Below are 15981 nucleotides of genomic sequence, written 5' to 3' on the forward strand. Positions count from 1 at the left end.
GTTATCGTCGAAGCGTGCGACACCGACACTGGAAGTCCATGGCGGCACTCTGCGGCGCGCTGTTGGTCGCGGGCTGCGTGCAGAGCCAAGCCGTCCCGGTCTCGCAGTCGCGCCCGGCGCAGGACGCCCCCGCGAAAGCGGATCTGCCTGCCCTCCCGATCTTTCCGATCGCCAACCGGACCGTGGTGATCGACCCCGGCCACAATGGCGGCGGCGCGGTCCACGCCGACGTGATCAATGCCAAGGTGCCCGACGGGCGCGGCGGCATGAAGCCCTGCAACACCACCGGCACCAGCGGTGACGACGGCTACACCGAGCACGAATTCAATTGGGCGGTGGCCCAGCTGGTGCGCGATCAGCTCACCGCCCGCGGCTTCCAGGTGATCATGAGCCGCGACAGCGACACCGGCGTCGGCCCGTGCGTGAACGACCGCGGCACCCTCGGCAATCGGGTCGGGGCGGCGGCCGTGGTATCGATCCACGCCGACGGCGCGCCCGCCGGGGCGCACGGCTTCCATGTCGCCTACTCCTCGCCCGCGCTCAACGACGCCCAGTCCGGGCCGTCGGTGCAGCTGGCCACCCGGCTGCGCGACACCCTGTCCGGGGCGGGCTTCACGCCCTCGACCTACGTCGGCTCCGACGGCATGAACCCGCGGCCCGACCTGGCGGGGCTGAACTTCTCCGAGCGGCCGACCGCCCTCGTCGAATGCGGCAACATGCGAGATCCCGGCGATGCCGCCCTGATCGAATCCCCGGACGGCCGTGCCCGATTCGCGCGGGCCATCGCCGACGCCATCGCGGCCTATCTCGGCTAGCACATTCCCCTGATCGACTCACGGCGCGGGCTCTGACCGTGCCCGGTTTGCCGTGAGTACATTCATCACGTCATTTCGGAAGATTTACGGGAAACCGGACCGCAGCGATCTGGGGAGGACTCCTTGACCACGACCGATGTACGGCCGCGCTCGCGCTTCGCGAATTGGCTATTGGAAGACGCGGGGGAGCACCACTCGCAGATTCCGGGCCCGATGGCGAAGAAGCCGCCCAAGGAGCATCAGCACTCCTGGTGGAAGGTGATGTGCCTGACCGGTGTCGACTACTTCTCGACACTCGGATATCAGCCGGGCATCGCGGCGCTGGCCGCGGGCGTGCTGTCCCCGCTCGCGACCATCGTGCTGGTCGCGCTCACCCTGCTGGGCGCGCTGCCGGTGTACCGGCGGGTCGCCAAGGAGAGTTTCGACGGCGGCGGCTCGATCGCCATGTTCGCCAAGTTCATGCCCAACTGGTGGGGCAAGATCTTCATCCTGGTGCTGCTGGGCTTCGCGGCCACCGACTTCACCATCACCATGACGCTCTCGGCCGCCGACGGCGCGGCCCACATCGTCGAGAACCCGTACGTGCCGGAGTGGCTGGCCGACCAGAACATGACCATCACGCTGGTCCTGCTGGCATTGCTGGCGGCGGTGTTCCTCAAGGGCTTCAGCGAGGCCATCGGCATCGCGGTCGGACTGGTCGGCGTGTATCTGTCGCTGAACCTGGTGGTGGCCGTGGTCGGCATCGTCAAGGTGCTGGAGGCCCCGCATCTGGTGACCGACTGGTCGCATCTGCTGACGGCCAAGCACGGCAATATCTTCGCGATGATCGGCGTCGCGCTGCTGGTGTTCCCCAAGCTGGCGCTGGGCCTGTCCGGCTTCGAGACCGGCGTCGCGGTCATGCCGCAGATCAAGGGCAATCCGGCCGACCCCAAGGACTTTCCGCGCACCCGCATCATTGGCACCCGCAAGCTGCTGACCACGGCCGCGGTCATCATGAGCGGGTTCCTCATCGTCACCAGCTTCATCACCACCATCCTGATTCCGGAGAAGGAGTTCCAGGAGGGCGGGCAGGCCAATGGGCGGGCGCTCGCGTATCTGGCGCACGAGCATCTGGGCAACGCGTTCGGCACCGTCTACGACATCAGCACCATCGCGATCCTGTGGTTCGCGGGCGCGTCGGCCATGGCGGGCCTGCTGAACCTGGTCCCGCGCTACCTCCCGCGCTTCGGTATGGCTCCCGAGTGGGCGCGTCAGATCCGGCCGCTGACCCTGGTTTTCGCGCTCATCGCCTTCGGGATCACCTGGTACTTCGACGCCAGCGTGGACCAGCAGGGCGCGGCGTACGCGACCGGTGTGCTCGTGCTGATCACCTCCGCGGCGGTGGCGGTGACCATTTCGGCGTGGCGCAAGCAGCAGTACTCGCGAGTGCTGGGCTTCGGGGTGGTGTCGCTGATCTTCGTGTACACCACCATCGACAACATCATCGAGAAGCCGGAAGGTCTGCACCTCGCCATCCTGTTCGTGCTGGCGACCCTGGTGGTGTCGTTCGCCTCGCGCATCCGCCGGGCGTTCGAGCTGCGGGCCGTCGAGGTGATCTTCGACGAGAAGGCCTGCGCGGTGATCGACCAGCTGGCCGAGCGCGGCGAGATCCGCATCGTCACCCACGACATCACCGACGGGCGCTCGCCCGAGGAGTACCGGGAGAAGGAGGCCGACCAGCGCCGGGAGAGCCACATTCCCGACAGCGAGCCCATCCTCTTCCTCGAGGTCATCGTGAAGGACCCCTCGGAGTTCAGCACCACGTTGCACGTGACCGAGGTGGACGTGGAGGACTACCACATCCTGACCGTCGAGGCCGCGGCCGTGCCGAACTGCATCGCGTCCATCCTGATCGCCATCCGGGACCGGACCGGGGAGTGTCCGCACGTCTACTTCGAATGGACCGAGGGGAACCCGCTCGCCAATCTGGTGCGGTTCGTGTTCTTCGGTGAGGGCGAGGTCGCACCGGTGACCCGGGAGATCCTGCGCCGGGCCATCCCGCGGCGGTCGCAGCGCCCGCACGTGCACGTCGATAGCTGATCGGGGCGAAAAAATCTAGGTGTAACTCCTGGTTTCATACATAGGTAGAATGTTGCTACGCTCACGCAGCAAATCGCTACGAGACCAGGAGTACCGATGAAGCTACTTCCGAAGCTGGGCCGCCGAGAGGTGACCGAACCCGGAGAGGTAGCCCTGCACGCCCGCAATGTCCGGTTCGATTGGTCGAAGACCGAACCGGTCTGGATGAAGCAGGAACCGATCGCCTCGCACGTCCTCAATGCCCTGAGCATGCTGCTGCCCGAAGGCGAGCGCATGTTCCTGGTGACCTTCGGCGAAGCCCTCGAACTGGTCAAGGACGAGAAGCTGCGCGAGGCCATGATCGGGTTCATCGGCCAGGAGTCCATGCACGCCGAGAGCCACCACGGGGCGCTCGAGGAGGTGCTGGCCGCGCACGGCATCGATGTCGAGCCGTACGTGCGGCAGGCCGAGTTCCTGTTCCGCAAGACCCTGGGTCCGCGGGAACTGGGCACCACGGCCGCCCAGCAGCAGCAACTCGTCGAACGGCTCGGTGTGATCGCCGCGCTCGAGCACTTCTTCGCCTTCCTCGGCGACTGGGTGATCAACGCCGACCTCGAGCAGTTCGACGCCGACCCGCAGATGCTGGACCTGTTCCGCTGGCACGGCGCCGAAGAGGTCGAGCACCGCATGGTCGCCCACGACGTCGCCGAGTACTTCGAGATCGGCTACGTGCGCCGGGGCGCGCTCATGCTGATGGTCTTCCCGATCTTCATCGCGCTGCTGCTGCGCGGCACCAAGTTCCTGGTGCACGCCGACCCCGCGCTGCCCAACCACCGCTATCCCATGCTGGTCGCCCGGATCTTCGCGGCCATGTGGCGCGGCTCGGTGCCCGGCATCCCGTCGCTGCTGATCAGCGCGCTGTCCACGTTCAAGCCCGGCTACAGCCCCGAAGGCGTGGGGTCCACCGCGCAGGCCGTGGCCTACCTGGCGCAATCCCCGGCCGCGCGCGTGATGGCGTCGTGAACGAGCGGAGCGAGCGAACCATGGACACAGCGCGCTTCGCGCACGCCGGAGCCGAGCGCAGCGAGGTGCAGGCGTGAGCGCCGCGATCCGGCCCGTTCCCGTCACACCGCCGCAGGATCTGTTCGGCAAGGGGCGTGCCGACCGCACCACCCGGGTCCTGGACTTCATCGCCGAGAGTCGTTTGCGCTGGAGCACTTTCGTCAACCGATACGAGCCCGATGTGCGGGTCGACTCGTGGCGGATTTCGCTGGTGGTCGTCGAACGCCGCGTCGAGGCGCACGACACCGACGTGATCAGCCTGCTGATGACCGCCCCCGACGGGCGCGAACTGCCCGCCTGGCGGCCCGGCGCGCACCTGGATCTGGAACTGCCCTCGGGCAAGGTCCGCCAGTACTCGCTGTGCGGTGACCCGGCTGATCGGCACGCGTATCGCGTTGCGGTGCGACGCATTCCGGACGGAAACGGCGGCTCGCTCGAGGTGCACGACGAGGTGCGGGTCGGCACCACGATCACCGTGCGCGGGCCGCGCAACGCCTTCCCGTTCGTGCTGCCCGGCTACGGATCATCCGCCGCGCGCGTGCATTTCGTGGCGGGTGGCATCGGGATCACGCCGATCCTGCCGATGATCCGGATGGCCGATCGGCTCGGCGTCGACTGGACCATGGTGTATGCCGGGCGGTCCCGCGACACCATTCCGTTCCTGTCCGAGGTGGAGTCGTTCGGGTCGCGGGTCACCGTGCGCACCGACGACGAGCACGGCGTCCCCACCGCCGCGGACCTGCTGCCCGGCGTCGGGCCCGACACCTCCGTCTACTGCTGCGGTCCGGTCGTCATGACCCAGGTCATCGCCGACACCGTGCGCACAATGACATTCAACGGCATGCCTGGCGTGGAACTGTATTCCGAGCGGTTCTCGCCGCCGCCGGTGGTGAACGGCACCGCCTTCCAGGTGGAGCTGGCCCGCACCGGCGAGGTGCTCGACGTGCCCGCCGACAAGTCGGTGCTCGAGGAAGTGCTGAAAGCCCGTCCGGACAGCTCGTATTCGTGCCGTCAGGGCTTCTGCCGCACCTGCGTGGTGCGGGTGCGTTCCGGCGAGGTCGACCACCGCGACACCGTGCTCACCGACGCCGAGCGCGCGGCCGGCGACATGCTCATCTGTGTATCCCGTTGCGGCGGGGACCGTTTGGTGCTGGACCTCTAGCACCGTCTCAACGAGGAGAAGATCGTGACCGAAGCCACCGTCATCCCCGCCGCCGAGCGCCGGGTGCGCTCGGGCGAATTCGATATCGCCGTCTACGAATACGGCGAGCCGTCCGCCGAAACCGTTGTGCTGGTTCATGGTTGGCCCGACGACAACCACCTGTGGGACCGGGTCGTGCCGCTGCTCGCCGACCGCTTCCACGTCGTCACCTACGACACCCGCGGTCACGGCCGCTCCACCCGCACCGACCGCACCGAGGACTTCCGGCTCGAGCACTTCGCGGCCGACTTCTTCGCCGTCGCCGACGCGGTGAGTCCCGATGCGCCCGTGCACATCCTGGCCCACGACTGGGGTTCGGTGCAGATGTGGGAGGCCGTGTGCGAGCCGCAGGCCATCGGCCGGGTCGTGTCCTTCACCTCGGTGTCCGGACCCAACCTCGACCACCTGGGCGCGTGGGTGCGCTCGCGCATGTCGCAGGGCAAGGTGTGGGGGCCGTTCACCCAGCTGCTGTCCTCGCTGTACACCGGTCTGTTCATGACGCCGGGCGTGCCGCGGGTGGTGCTCAAGCCGCTGGGCACCGAGAAGATGTGGTCGCGCTTCGTCGGCCTGATGAACGAGACCTCGCCGGAGAACATCAAGCTGGGACCGGAGTTCCGGCGCGACTTCTTCGACGGCATGCGCATCTACCGCGCCAATATCCTGCAGCGCCTGGGTGATCCGCGCGAACGCCGCACCGAGGTGCCGGTTCAGCTGGTCATCGCGCGCCGGGATGTGGCGGTGCGGCCCGCCGGCTACGCCGACACCAAGGAGTACGCGCCCAACCTGTACCGCCGCGAGGTCGGCGGCGGGCACTGGCTGCCGTTCTCGCACCCGGAGCTGCTGGCCACCTCCACCATCGAGCTCATCGACTCGCTCCGCACCGGGGACACCCCGCGCACCCTGCGCCGGGCCGAGGTCGGTTCGGAGCAGCGGCCTTTCGATCACCAGCTGCTGGTGATCACCGGCGGCGGCAGCGGCATCGGCCGTGAGACCGCTCTGGCCTTCGCCCGCAAGGGCGCCGAGGTCGTGCTGTCCGACATCAACCTGGACTCCGCCAAGGAGACCGCGGACCTCATCGCGGGGATCGGCGGTGTCGCGCACGCCTACCAGCTCGACGTGTCCGACGCCGAGGCCGTCGCCGAGCACGCGAACGCGGTCATCGGCGCGCACGGTGTGCCCGACATCCTGATCAACAATGCCGGCATCGGCGCCGCGGGCGACTTCTTCGACACCTCCGCGGCGGAATTCAACCGGGTTCTCGATATCAACCTGCACGGTGTCATCAACGGCTGCCGCGCGTTCGGCAAGGCCATGGCCGACCGCGGCCTCGGCGGCAATATCGTCAACCTCTCGTCGATGGCCGCCTACACCCCGCAGCGTGGTTTCGCCGCGTACTCCACCTCCAAGTCCGCAGTCTTCATGTTCTCCGATTGCCTGCGCGCCGAACTGGCGGGCCAGGGGATCGGTGTGCAGACCATCTGCCCAGGAATCGTGCATACGAATATCGTTGCCAACACACGGTTCTCGGGCGTTTCCGCCGAGGAGGAAGCCGCCAAGCAGCAGCGCTACGACAAGCTGTACGCGGCCCGCCGCTACGGCCCGGAGAAGGTCGCCGACCAGATCGTCAAGGCCGTCGAGAACGGTCGCGACGTGGTGCCGGTGACCCCGGAGGCGTGGCTGCAGTATCGCTTCAACCGCTTCGCCCCGGCCGTCGCCCGCTTCTTCGCGGCGCGGGTCAAACTGACGTAGGGAATACCCATTCTTCGAGGGGCTCACACCGGTGCTGAGCCCCTCGAAGAATGCGCTTGTCGCACCCGCCCTCCCCGCGTAGCTTTCGGCTCAGCCTCGTAGCCACAGGGGCTGCGAGACGGGGGAGGAGGCCGACGATGTTCGCGATCGGATTCGTCGTAGTCATCATCGTTTTCACGCTGGTCACCGTGGCGGTGATCACCAACCGGGCTGACCGCGATCCAGCGCGGGGCAGGCGCAGCAGGAGCTGGGACTCCGGCTCCGGCGGCGACTCGGGCGACAGCGGCGGCGGCCACCACGGTTGCGGGGGCGGGCACAGCGGGTGCGGCGGTGGCAGCAGCTGCGGCGGCGGCGGTTGCGGCGGAGGCGGCGGGAACTAGCCCGCCCGCAAAGCCGCCTCGATCGAGTGGACCCGCTCGGTGGGGATACCCCACGGATGGTCCACTCCCACAACGCTGTCCAGGTTCCACAGCACGCATTCCTCGCCCGGTCGTGCCACGAACGACCAGGCGACCACGGTGCGTCCCAACTGCTCCGCCATCGGGTCCCCGGATCCCGAGCCCTCCCCGTCCGGGAAGTGGTGCAGGAATCGCCCGTACGCGTCATCACACAGGCGCGCATACCGTTTCGTGCACAGGATGAGTCCGTGCCAGGCCTCGTCCACCGCATGCGACGGCATCCCGATCACTCGATCGTCGCGCATGGCCGCTCCGCAGCATCGCAACCACTGCCGTAAACCGGTCTCCACCAGTTCCCGTGGCTGCCACGGGCAGGTCTTGAACACCGCCTCCGGAATCTCCAGCGCGTCGACCACCCGATTGACCTGTTCGATGCTCGGACGCCGAGAACGGTTCAGCAACATGGCTACACGCTACGTCGAATACCGCGACTGGGCAGGGCCCGATAAATAGGTTGGTCGAAGCGATTCTCCCGGCGTATTTTTCGGCTGTATCTCGCGGTCACGGCTGCCGCGAGACGGGGGAGGAGGCCGGCGATGATCGGCACCATAATTTCCGTGATCCTGTGTATCGGCTTCGTGAGCACGCTGAGTTACGGGCTCATCGAGGGCATCCGGTCCGATCTCGAGGTGAAGCGCCGAAGGGAGCGATGGCGGGCCGGGGGAGGCTGGGCCGGTGGCTCGGCCTACAGCGGCGGTTCGGTGAACAGCAGCGGCGGTGTGATCAACTGCGGCGGGGCGGGCGGTGATCCCGGTGGCAGCAGTGGCTGCGGCGGCGGGCACAGCGGGTGCGGCGGTGGCAGCGGCTGCGGTGGCGGAGGCTGCGGCGGTGGTGGAGGCGGAGGGGGTTGCGGCGGTGGCGGCGGCGGGTGCGGTGGCGGCGGCGGTTAGCCGCGCGTCCACCGCCCGATCGACTGGATCGAGCGGTGGACGCGGGAACCGGTTCAGCGGCATCGGGTTACGCCGCGGTGGCTCACCGCGGGTCGGCTACGGGTTCGTTCTCCTCGCCGCGGGTGGAGTAGATGCTGGTGAGGGTGACGGTCGTCAGCACCACCACGATCACCACCAGGGAGGCGGCGGTGGGGATGGTCGGGACGCCGCTCCAGATGCCGTGGGCCCAGTGCAGGACCAGCTTCACGCCGATGAAGGCAAGGATGGCGGCCAGGCCGTACGCCAGGTGCACCAGGCGGGACAGGGCGGCGTGCAGGACGAAATACAGTGCGCGCAGGCCCAGTAGCGCGAAGGCGTTGGTGGCGAAGACCAGGAACGGGTCGCCGGTGACGCCGTACACCGCGGGGACCGAGTCGACGGCGAAGACGATGTCGGTGGCCATGACCGCGGCCACGACCAGGGCGAGCGGGGTCAGGACGCGGCGGAACTTGCCGGGCTTGTCCGGGTCGGCTTCCTTCACCGTCATCTTGGTGCCGCGGTAGTCGTCGGTGACCGGCCAGATGCGGCGCAGCAGCTGCACCGACTTCATGTTGGCGACGTCGAGTTCCTGCTCGTGTCCGCCGGCCGCGTCGGCCAGCAGCTTCAGCGCGGTGACCAGCAGGATCAGCCCGAACAGCAGGAACGCCCAGTCCAGAGTGGCCAGGGCGGCCGCGCCCAGGGCGATGAAGATGCCGCGCAGCACCAGCGCGCCCGCGATGCCGTACAGCAGCACCCGCTGCGCCAGCGCCGCCGGGACCGCGAACGCCGACAGCAGCAGCATGAAGATGAACAGGTTGTCCACCGACAGCGACTTCTCCAGCAGATAGCCGGTGAAGAACTCCACCGCCGGGGTGCCGCCGTTGTTGAACCACAGGAACACGCCGAACGCGACCGGCAGGGCGATGTAGAAGACCGTCCAGCCGATGGCCTCCCGCATGGAGACCTCGTGCGGGCGGCGGGTGAGCGTGAAATCGAGAACCAGCAGCGCCAGCACCGCGGCGATCGTTCCACCCCACAACCAGGGGGTTCCGATGCTGTCGATGACGGGGGTAGCGGCTAGAAGAGTGGGGGTAGCACTCATGGGACCTCCTCGGACATGGCAAACCAGCCGAGGTCTCCTTCACCCGCGGATACCGCGGGCAACCACCCGGGGGACGCGACGGCGCGGCCCGTACTGACCGGAATGGCTCGTGGGAAGTACTCCCCTCTAGCCAGCAGGGTAGCCGACCCTTAGTCGCCGGTTCAACCCCAACGCGTGGGTCACCGGGGTGTGAGCACCACCACCGCGATCGGCCGCGACGTCATCGTCTGATACTGCGTATAGCGGCCCTTGTTCACTTTGTCGGCCAGCTGGAACCGGCGCGCGTAGTCCGGATCATTCGGATAAGTCGCGGTGGCCGTGACCGGAATCCGCTGGGTTCCGATCTGGATCACGCACTGCGGCCGGGCCTTCACATTCGCCAGCCAACCCGGCGGCCGCGGCGACCCGCCGTTGGAGGCCGTCACCAAGTAGTTCTTGCCGTCCTTGGCGTAGGTCAGCGCATTCGTGCGCTGCTGACCGGTCTTCCGCCCCAGTGTCCGCAGCAGCAGCGTCGGATTCCCGAACAACAACTTGTGCCCGATCACCCCGTGGCTGTTCTCATACATCCACTGATGCGCCTTCAACACGTTCCCGAACAGACTCGACATCCTGTGCCTCCCTGCCGTTGGTGGTCGCCTCAGATTAACGCTTCACGATCAGGTCACGATCTTGTGGATACGTTTCGGCAGCCGGTTCCCGCCGGGACACGAAAATCGCACCACAACAAAAGGATTCACCCCATGACCACAGCCCTCGCCACACCGATCAAACCCCGCAACCCCGTGCTGGTGTGGCTGGTCTGGCCGCTGTTGACCCTCGGCATCTACTTCCTGGTCTGGTACTACAAGATCCACAAGGAGATGGCCGAACTCCGCCGCGACCCCGAAGCCCCCGTCGCCGGCCCCCTCCTGGTCATGATCCTGCTCTCCTGGACCGGCATCGCCGCCCTGATCAGCTTCTGGCGCACCGGCACCCGCATCAGCCAGTCCCAGCAAGCCGCAGGCCTCGAACCCACCTGCAACCCCCTCTACGGCTTCCTCCTCAACTTCGTCTTCGGCCTCGGCATCCTCTACTACCAGCTCGAACTCAACAAGATCGCCGACGGCCCCGCCGCCTGATAGGTCCGACTGGGCATCGCCCCCACCGAAGCGGTAGCATCTCGCGCAGCCCGCGGTGATCTCCAGCGGTCTGGGGCGGTAGCTCAGTCGGTTAGAGCCGTGGACTCATAATCCATTGGTCGCGGGTTCGAGCCCCGCCCGCCCCACAAACCCCTCTGACCAGGGGTTTTGTCGTTTCCGGAGAGGTCTTCGCGACCGAGCTGAAGCGAAGGAACCGAGCCCAGAAGTCGATCCAGGTGTACCTGGTGCACATCGGCCACTTCGCCGATTACCTTCTCTCCGAGGCACTTCCGATCGAAGCACCCGAAATCACCCGCGACCACATCGACGGATACATCGAGACGTGGCTGTCGCGAACGAACCGGCGGACCGTTGAAGGACGACTTCGCGACCGAGCCGAGGCGGAAGAACCGAGTCTGTCGCGAAAGACTATCCCGACGAACAGGTCTGGCTGGTCAGTCGAAACGCCTGAACGCCCGGCACGCTAGTTGTGCGTTGGAAGCCTATACCGGACTCTGCTGCGAGCACGGCTACCAGCGTCGATGGGCGTGGATTCTTGCCCATGTGGTTCGGTTCGAGCCGTAGGAGTCCGCTGTCGGCACCGCCGGATCGACTGTTCTGACCTTTACGGCGGGTATCGGCTCGTCGGCAGGAATTCCCTGGTCGACACGCCTTATCGCCGCATTGCTCCTCAGCCTGATATCTCCGATAGGCTCTATTGCCAGCCAACAGCGGCTGTTCCTGTGATATCGGACTCTGGAAGAAGCGCTAGCGCACATCTTCGAGAAAGGATCCAGGTTTGCGGCGTCTACTAATCGTCGCCGCGGCGGGCACGGCCGTGGCAACCCTGGGCGTGTGGGTCTGGGGTACCAACCTGGGCCGAGCCCAGCCGCCCGGCTCGGAGGTAACCGGTTCGGGAGTTCATCTGACGGCATCCGTCGACAGCGTCGGGGTGAATCTGCCTGGTAACCGGACTCCGAATTTCCTCATGACGTTCGCGCATGCCGCGCAGATGTCCGGCGATTACTCGGTCACTGTGGAGGGTGGCCCGATCACGTCCGGTCAAGCCGTCGCAGGGCTCATCCTCGGCTGCGGGATCAGTGTGGCCGGCGGCTTCACCGTCGGAATCGAGCCCAATCAAGGCTTGGTCGGCGCCCTTGCCCCGACCGTGAGCCCTGCGAGCCCTGTCAGCGCGCCGATTGCGACGGCCACTCCCGTGCCGACTACGTCCGTCGCCTCCGTCATCACCCCCAGCACCATCACGCCCGGTACCCGCCCGGTCGGCTTCGCCATAACCACTACCGGCCCGGCCGCTGCCCCAACCACCCCGACGACCCCGACGACCACGACAACCACGACGACCACGACGACCACGACGACCACGACAACTACGACAACCCCAACCGCTACCACCCCAACCAGTACCAGTCCACCCAGCATCGACCTCGGACCCAGTGTCGGTGGAGTACTGGGCCTGCTAGAGGTCTTGACGGCCACGTTGGGGCCCGGCCAGGTCACCGTCGCGACAACGGCGACGTCGGCCCTGGACGACACCACCGTGTTCCCGTACCGGATCTCTTTCGACAGCGCCGCGTTGAATGTCGCCCAATGCGCCTCGCCGGTGTCGGCCGTCCCCTTCGTTACGGCCACGGTGAGTACCGCGCGGGGGGTTGTACAGACCACCGCCTACGGCGATCAGTTCACCTTCTGAGGCCCGGAGCCGCTTCGAGAAGGGTTGGGGGTCAGCGAATCCGGAACACCGGTCCGCGGGGGCGGAACGGCAGCGCAGCGCCCGCAGGGATGCAGACACAGCATCGGCCTGCCCATCCCCTCGCCCCCACCGCAGCGGCCATGACATTGACGAGATCGGCATCCCCCAGCGACAGCAAGACCCGTGAATGGCCAAGCTGAGTGAGGCACTCGATCAACGTCTCCGGTCAATACACCTAGTCGTGGCTCCACGCCGTTGGATGGTCTTCGATGGACGCCAATAGATTATGGAAAAACGCTCGATGACGTGCAGGTAATTTGCTGGTCCGCACAGAGCCGACAGCGATTGATCTCATAATCCATTGGTCGCGGGTTCGAGCCCCGCCCGCCCCACAGCACTCCTTCACCAGCAGACAATCTCCCCCGAAACCGAAGGACGACTTCGCAATCGATCTGCGGTCTCAGATGCCGAACGAGCGGTTGTCTCCGTGCTGGGCGGCCCAGGCGGCAATCTGTGCGCGCGAGGTGAATCCCAGTTTGGTCAGGATGTGTTCCACGTGCCCATCGGCTGTGCGTGGTGAGATCGTCAGCCGGGCGGCGATTGCCTTGTTGGTCAGACCCTGCGCAACGAGATCGGCAACCTGACGCTCTCGTTTGGTCAGGTCACCTTCCGAATGGGGTTCCGGTTCAACCGCTTTGGCTCGTTCCTCGAGCGCGAATTCCATCGCGGCATCGACAGTCATCGCGGTGCCTTCTTGGTGAGCCGCCTCGAATGCTTGCTCTCCGAGTGCTTCGCGGCTGCATTTGGTGCATTTCTCACGGTAGGCGAGCAAAGCGCGCAGCGTGGCCGTGGAGCCGCCGGCAAGACGGCCCAGCGAATCGGCGGCACCCAGCAGGACAGCGGCGCGCCGGACGTGGTGCTGCTCGGCCGCGATCCAGGCCAGCGTCTCCACACAGGTACCGATGATGAGAGGGTCCGCGGCCAGCCGGGCCGTTCGAATCCCGTCCTGCAGCAGGTGCGCAGCGCGGTCGGGTTCATGTCCTCGCCACACGGCGAATCCCGCTGCCCACAACTCCCACGGACGAAGCATCATCTCACCGGTGGATTCGGAGATCGTGAGTGCTTTGTCGAGGTACGCGAGAGCTTGCGCGGCGTCCCCCTGCAGGGCGTAGGCCCATCCGAGCGCAATCAGGGCATCCAACTGCAGCCAGAGGTTCCCGGATGCCTCGTAGGTGTCGACGGCCTCGGTGAGCACGGTTTCTGCGCGAGCCCGATCATCGTCACCGCCCTCGAGCCAGGTGATTGCCTCGACATGCCTGCACAAGGTTCTGACCAGCGGCTCGTCGGTCCGCTCGGCCAGGAGCTCGAGCTGCGTGATTCTGTCGGCGGCGGCCGACAGGTCACCCTGGAACCCTGCCAGCGTGATTGCGTCGTAGAGGCTCTTGGCCCGGTCGGCGGTCGGCGCGCCGGTCGTATGGTCGAGGGCACGCTCGCACCAGTGGCGCCCCTCGCTGAGCCGTCCGCGCGTTGTCCACAGAGGGAAGAGAGCGGAGGCGATCCGCAGTGCGGCATCGTTCGACTCGCTCACGCTGAGTTCCAGTGCGTCGCGCAGATTGGGTAGTTCCCTTTCCAATCGGGCAACCCACTGCAGCTGGTGCGGGCCGACGAATTCCGCCGCTGCTCGGAGCGCCAGCTGCTCGTACCAATCTCGATTCCGCCGAACGTATTCGAGGTGCCGTCCGCTTTCCACGGCCCGCTCCCGGCCGTATTCCTGGACTGTTTCGAGCATTCGGAAGCGAATCGTGCCGTCGGTTTCCTTGCGGATCAGAATCGACTTGTCCATCAGCCCGGACAGCCCGTCGTGTAATTCCGCCTCGGTCAGGTCGCAGACCTGTTCGGCGGCATCGAGTTCGAACCCGCCGGTGAACACCGACAGCTGGTTCCACAGCCGCTGCTCGACCGGGGTGCACAGGTCGTAGCTCCAGCCGATGCACCACCGCAAGGTCTGCTGCCGCTTCGGGGCAACACGGCTGCCGCCGGTCAGTAAGGAGTATCGGTCGTCGAGCCGGGACAGGATCTGCGCGGGCGACATCGTCATCAGGCGGGCCGCGGCCAGCTCGATCGCCAGCGGCAGGCCGTCGAGCCGTGCGCAGATGCGAGCGATGGTGTGCCTGTTGTCATCGGTGATCTCGAACCCCGGTGCGGCTGCGGCGGCGCGGTCGGCGAACAAGGCCAGCGCGTCGTAGCGTGCACGCGCCGACGGCTTGTCCGTCACGTCGGGAATCCCCAAGGGCGGCACCGCGAATACCGATTCCCCGCCTACGTTCAAGGCCTCGCGGCTGGTTGTCAGAATCCGCAGCTGTGGGCAGGTCTGCAGTAGTGACTTGGTCAGCTTCGTGACGGCCTCGATCACCTGCTCGCAGTTGTTCAGGATCAGCAGCAGAGTGCGTTCGGACAGCAGTTCCGCCATGACCTCGAGCATGGGGCGCGGGCTCTGATTCCGTAGGCCGAGGGTGGCGGCCACCACGTCGACCAGCAGTGTTTCATCGCGCAGATCACCCAACTCGACGACCCAGACGCCGTCGGCGAAATTGTGCTTCACTTTGCCGGCGACGTGCAGTGCGAGCCGTGATTTGCCGACTCCGCCCATGCCGGTCAGCGTCACCAGGCGCGACCCGGCCAGCAGATTCTTGACCTCGGTCACCTGGATCCGCCGACCGACGAAGCTGGTGAGCTCGAGTGGGAGATTTCCGATGCCGTTCCCCACCGCGGGCATCGACGACACCGCCGATGGACGGGCGGCTCCGGGTTCGGCCGGCAGGGCCATCGTGTCTACGGCGAATCCGTGCTCGCGCTCGATCTCCTGGAGTCGCCGACCCAATTCCACGGCGGTCGGTCGGTCTTGCGGGTCGCGTGCCATCGCCGCCTCGATCACCGCGGACAGGTCGTCGGGGATGCCGCTCTCGCGCAGATCCGGGATCGGTTGCTCGGTGATTCGCACGAAGTGCGCGAGAAGTTGCTCGCCGCTACGGCGTTCGAAGGCGACGTGACCGGTCAGGGCGCAGAACAGGGTAGCGCCGAGCCCGTAAACATCCGAGGCCCGGCTCGGGGCTTCCCCGCCGAGTATCTCGGGCGCGGTGAACGCCGGTGAACCGGTGATCATGCCGGTCGCGGTCTCGAACCCGCCGGCGATATGGGCGATCCCGAAGTCGGTCAACACCGGTTCGCCGTAGTCGGTCAGCAGAATGTTCCCCGGCTTGATGTCGCGATGCAGCACGTCCGCCCGATGCGCCGTTTCCAGCGCCCCGGCGATCCTCACCGCCAGGTGCAGTACGTCTGGCAGCGACAGTGGGCCGTCTCGCCGGATACGGGCATCGAGGGAGCCGCGCGAGTAGTAGGGCATCACCAGGTATGGAAGGTCGCCCGAGGTCTGACCCACCTCCAGCATGTCGGCGATATTGGGGTGCCCGGTCAGCTGCCCCATCGCGCGCTGCTCGCGGAGGAAACGTTCCCGATCATCGTCGAGCTCACCGGTGAGCACCTTCACCGCGACCGTACGGTCCACAGCGAGCTCGGTACACCGATATACCTGGCCGAACCCGCCGCGGCCGATCTCTTCCGCATCGTCGAAACCGGCAGCGTGCAGTTCCGTGATGACATCGCTACCCGCATCACGCTGTGTCTGGAATTGATCGCTTTCGGCCATCGCGTGCTCGTGCCTCGTACTCAGCGGCCACTTGCCAGGGTATCCCTGTGGCCCTTTGCCCCGCCCGCCCCACAACCGCCACGGTGCGCAGTC

Annotated in this window: 12 protein-coding genes and 1 tRNA gene; 9 read left to right on the top strand and 4 right to left on the bottom strand. The window is 66.7% G+C overall.

Features of this window, described 5'->3' with window-relative positions; genetic code table 11:
* The first annotated feature begins 14 nt into the window (after positions 1 to 14).
* From ACWEOI_RS23475 to ACWEOI_RS23500, 6 genes are all read left to right on the top strand, one after another.
* Entirely contained in the window at positions 15 to 815 is an 801-nt protein-coding gene (locus ACWEOI_RS23475; protein WP_452360998.1) for an N-acetylmuramoyl-L-alanine amidase, read from the top strand.
* A 123-nt stretch (positions 816 to 938) separates the two neighbouring features.
* Positions 939 to 2894: an amino acid transporter gene (locus ACWEOI_RS23480; protein WP_452360999.1), complete on the top strand. Its 1956-nt coding sequence runs from the start codon at positions 939 to 941 to the stop codon at positions 2892 to 2894.
* Between the two features lie 96 nt (positions 2895 to 2990).
* A complete protein-coding gene (locus tag ACWEOI_RS23485; RefSeq protein ID WP_404204261.1) occupies positions 2991 to 3896 on the top strand; it encodes a metal-dependent hydrolase in 906 nt (301 codons plus the stop codon).
* 73 nt (positions 3897 to 3969) lie between these two features.
* Positions 3970 to 5097: a PDR/VanB family oxidoreductase gene (locus ACWEOI_RS23490; RefSeq protein WP_452361000.1), complete on the top strand. Its 1128-nt coding sequence runs from the start codon at positions 3970 to 3972 to the stop codon at positions 5095 to 5097.
* A gap of 24 nt (positions 5098 to 5121) precedes the next feature.
* Positions 5122 to 6885 carry an SDR family oxidoreductase gene (locus ACWEOI_RS23495; protein ID WP_452361001.1) on the top strand — a complete coding sequence of 588 codons (1764 nt, stop codon included), beginning with the start codon at positions 5122 to 5124 and terminating at the stop codon, positions 6883 to 6885.
* 137 nt (positions 6886 to 7022) lie between these two features.
* Positions 7023 to 7265, top strand: a complete 243-nt coding sequence (locus tag ACWEOI_RS23500; RefSeq protein ID WP_452361002.1) for a hypothetical protein — start codon at positions 7023 to 7025, stop codon at positions 7263 to 7265.
* On the opposite strand, the gene ACWEOI_RS23505 is transcribed toward ACWEOI_RS23500, so the two are convergent.
* From ACWEOI_RS23505 to ACWEOI_RS23515, 3 genes are all read right to left on the bottom strand, one after another.
* Positions 7262 to 7747 (bottom strand): hypothetical protein, encoded by a 486-nt coding sequence (locus ACWEOI_RS23505; protein WP_452361003.1) that lies wholly within the window; start codon positions 7745 to 7747, stop codon positions 7262 to 7264. The two genes, ACWEOI_RS23500 and ACWEOI_RS23505, sit on opposite strands and share 4 nt — an antisense overlap.
* A 568-nt stretch (positions 7748 to 8315) precedes the next feature.
* Positions 8316 to 9353 carry a TerC/Alx family metal homeostasis membrane protein gene (locus tag ACWEOI_RS23510; RefSeq protein WP_433667077.1) on the bottom strand — a complete coding sequence of 346 codons (1038 nt, stop codon included), beginning with the start codon at positions 9351 to 9353 and terminating at the stop codon, positions 8316 to 8318.
* Between the two features lie 179 nt (positions 9354 to 9532).
* Positions 9533 to 9961 carry a nitroreductase/quinone reductase family protein gene (locus tag ACWEOI_RS23515; RefSeq protein WP_433667076.1) on the bottom strand — a complete coding sequence of 143 codons (429 nt, stop codon included), beginning with the start codon at positions 9959 to 9961 and terminating at the stop codon, positions 9533 to 9535.
* A gap of 132 nt (positions 9962 to 10093) precedes the next feature.
* On the opposite strand from ACWEOI_RS23515, the gene ACWEOI_RS23520 reads away from it, so the two are divergent.
* The 3 genes from ACWEOI_RS23520 to ACWEOI_RS23530 all read left to right on the top strand — a co-directional run bounded on the left by ACWEOI_RS23520 (position 10094) and on the right by ACWEOI_RS23530 (position 12182).
* Positions 10094 to 10471 carry a DUF4234 domain-containing protein gene (locus ACWEOI_RS23520; RefSeq protein ID WP_452361004.1) on the top strand — a complete coding sequence of 126 codons (378 nt, stop codon included), beginning with the start codon at positions 10094 to 10096 and terminating at the stop codon, positions 10469 to 10471.
* A gap of 72 nt (positions 10472 to 10543) precedes the next feature.
* A tRNA-Ile gene (locus ACWEOI_RS23525) sits at positions 10544 to 10617 on the top strand.
* An 866-nt stretch (positions 10618 to 11483) separates the two neighbouring features.
* Entirely contained in the window at positions 11484 to 12182 is a 699-nt protein-coding gene (locus ACWEOI_RS23530; RefSeq protein ID WP_452361068.1) for an MspA family porin, read from the top strand.
* Between the two features lie 460 nt (positions 12183 to 12642).
* Here the strand turns inward: ACWEOI_RS23530 and ACWEOI_RS23535 are convergent, their stop codons facing one another.
* Positions 12643 to 15888 carry a protein kinase domain-containing protein gene (locus ACWEOI_RS23535; RefSeq protein WP_452361005.1) on the bottom strand — a complete coding sequence of 1082 codons (3246 nt, stop codon included), beginning with the start codon at positions 15886 to 15888 and terminating at the stop codon, positions 12643 to 12645.
* Positions 15889 to 15981 lie beyond the last annotated feature (93 nt).

This window comes from Nocardia sp. NPDC004340 (genome assembly GCF_053602575.1).

Bases quoted from the DNA above. Each gene is read 5' to 3' on its own strand.
- ACWEOI_RS23515 (WP_433667076.1), bottom strand. From the start codon at position 9,961: ATGTCGAGTCTGTTCGGGAACGTGTTGAAGGCGCATCAGTGGATGTAT.
- ACWEOI_RS23505 (WP_452361003.1), bottom strand. From the start codon at position 7,747: ATGTTGCTGAACCGTTCTCGGCGTCCGAGCATCGAACAGGTCAATCGG.
- ACWEOI_RS23485 (WP_404204261.1), top strand. From the start codon at position 2,991: ATGAAGCTACTTCCGAAGCTGGGCCGCCGAGAGGTGACCGAACCCGGA.
- ACWEOI_RS23510 (WP_433667077.1), bottom strand. From the start codon at position 9,353: ATGAGTGCTACCCCCACTCTTCTAGCCGCTACCCCCGTCATCGACAGC.
- ACWEOI_RS23530 (WP_452361068.1), top strand. From the start codon at position 11,484: ATGTCCGGCGATTACTCGGTCACTGTGGAGGGTGGCCCGATCACGTCC.
- ACWEOI_RS23500 (WP_452361002.1), top strand. From the start codon at position 7,023: ATGTTCGCGATCGGATTCGTCGTAGTCATCATCGTTTTCACGCTGGTC.
- ACWEOI_RS23520 (WP_452361004.1), top strand. From the start codon at position 10,094: ATGACCACAGCCCTCGCCACACCGATCAAACCCCGCAACCCCGTGCTG.
- ACWEOI_RS23535 (WP_452361005.1), bottom strand. From the start codon at position 15,888: ATGGCCGAAAGCGATCAATTCCAGACACAGCGTGATGCGGGTAGCGAT.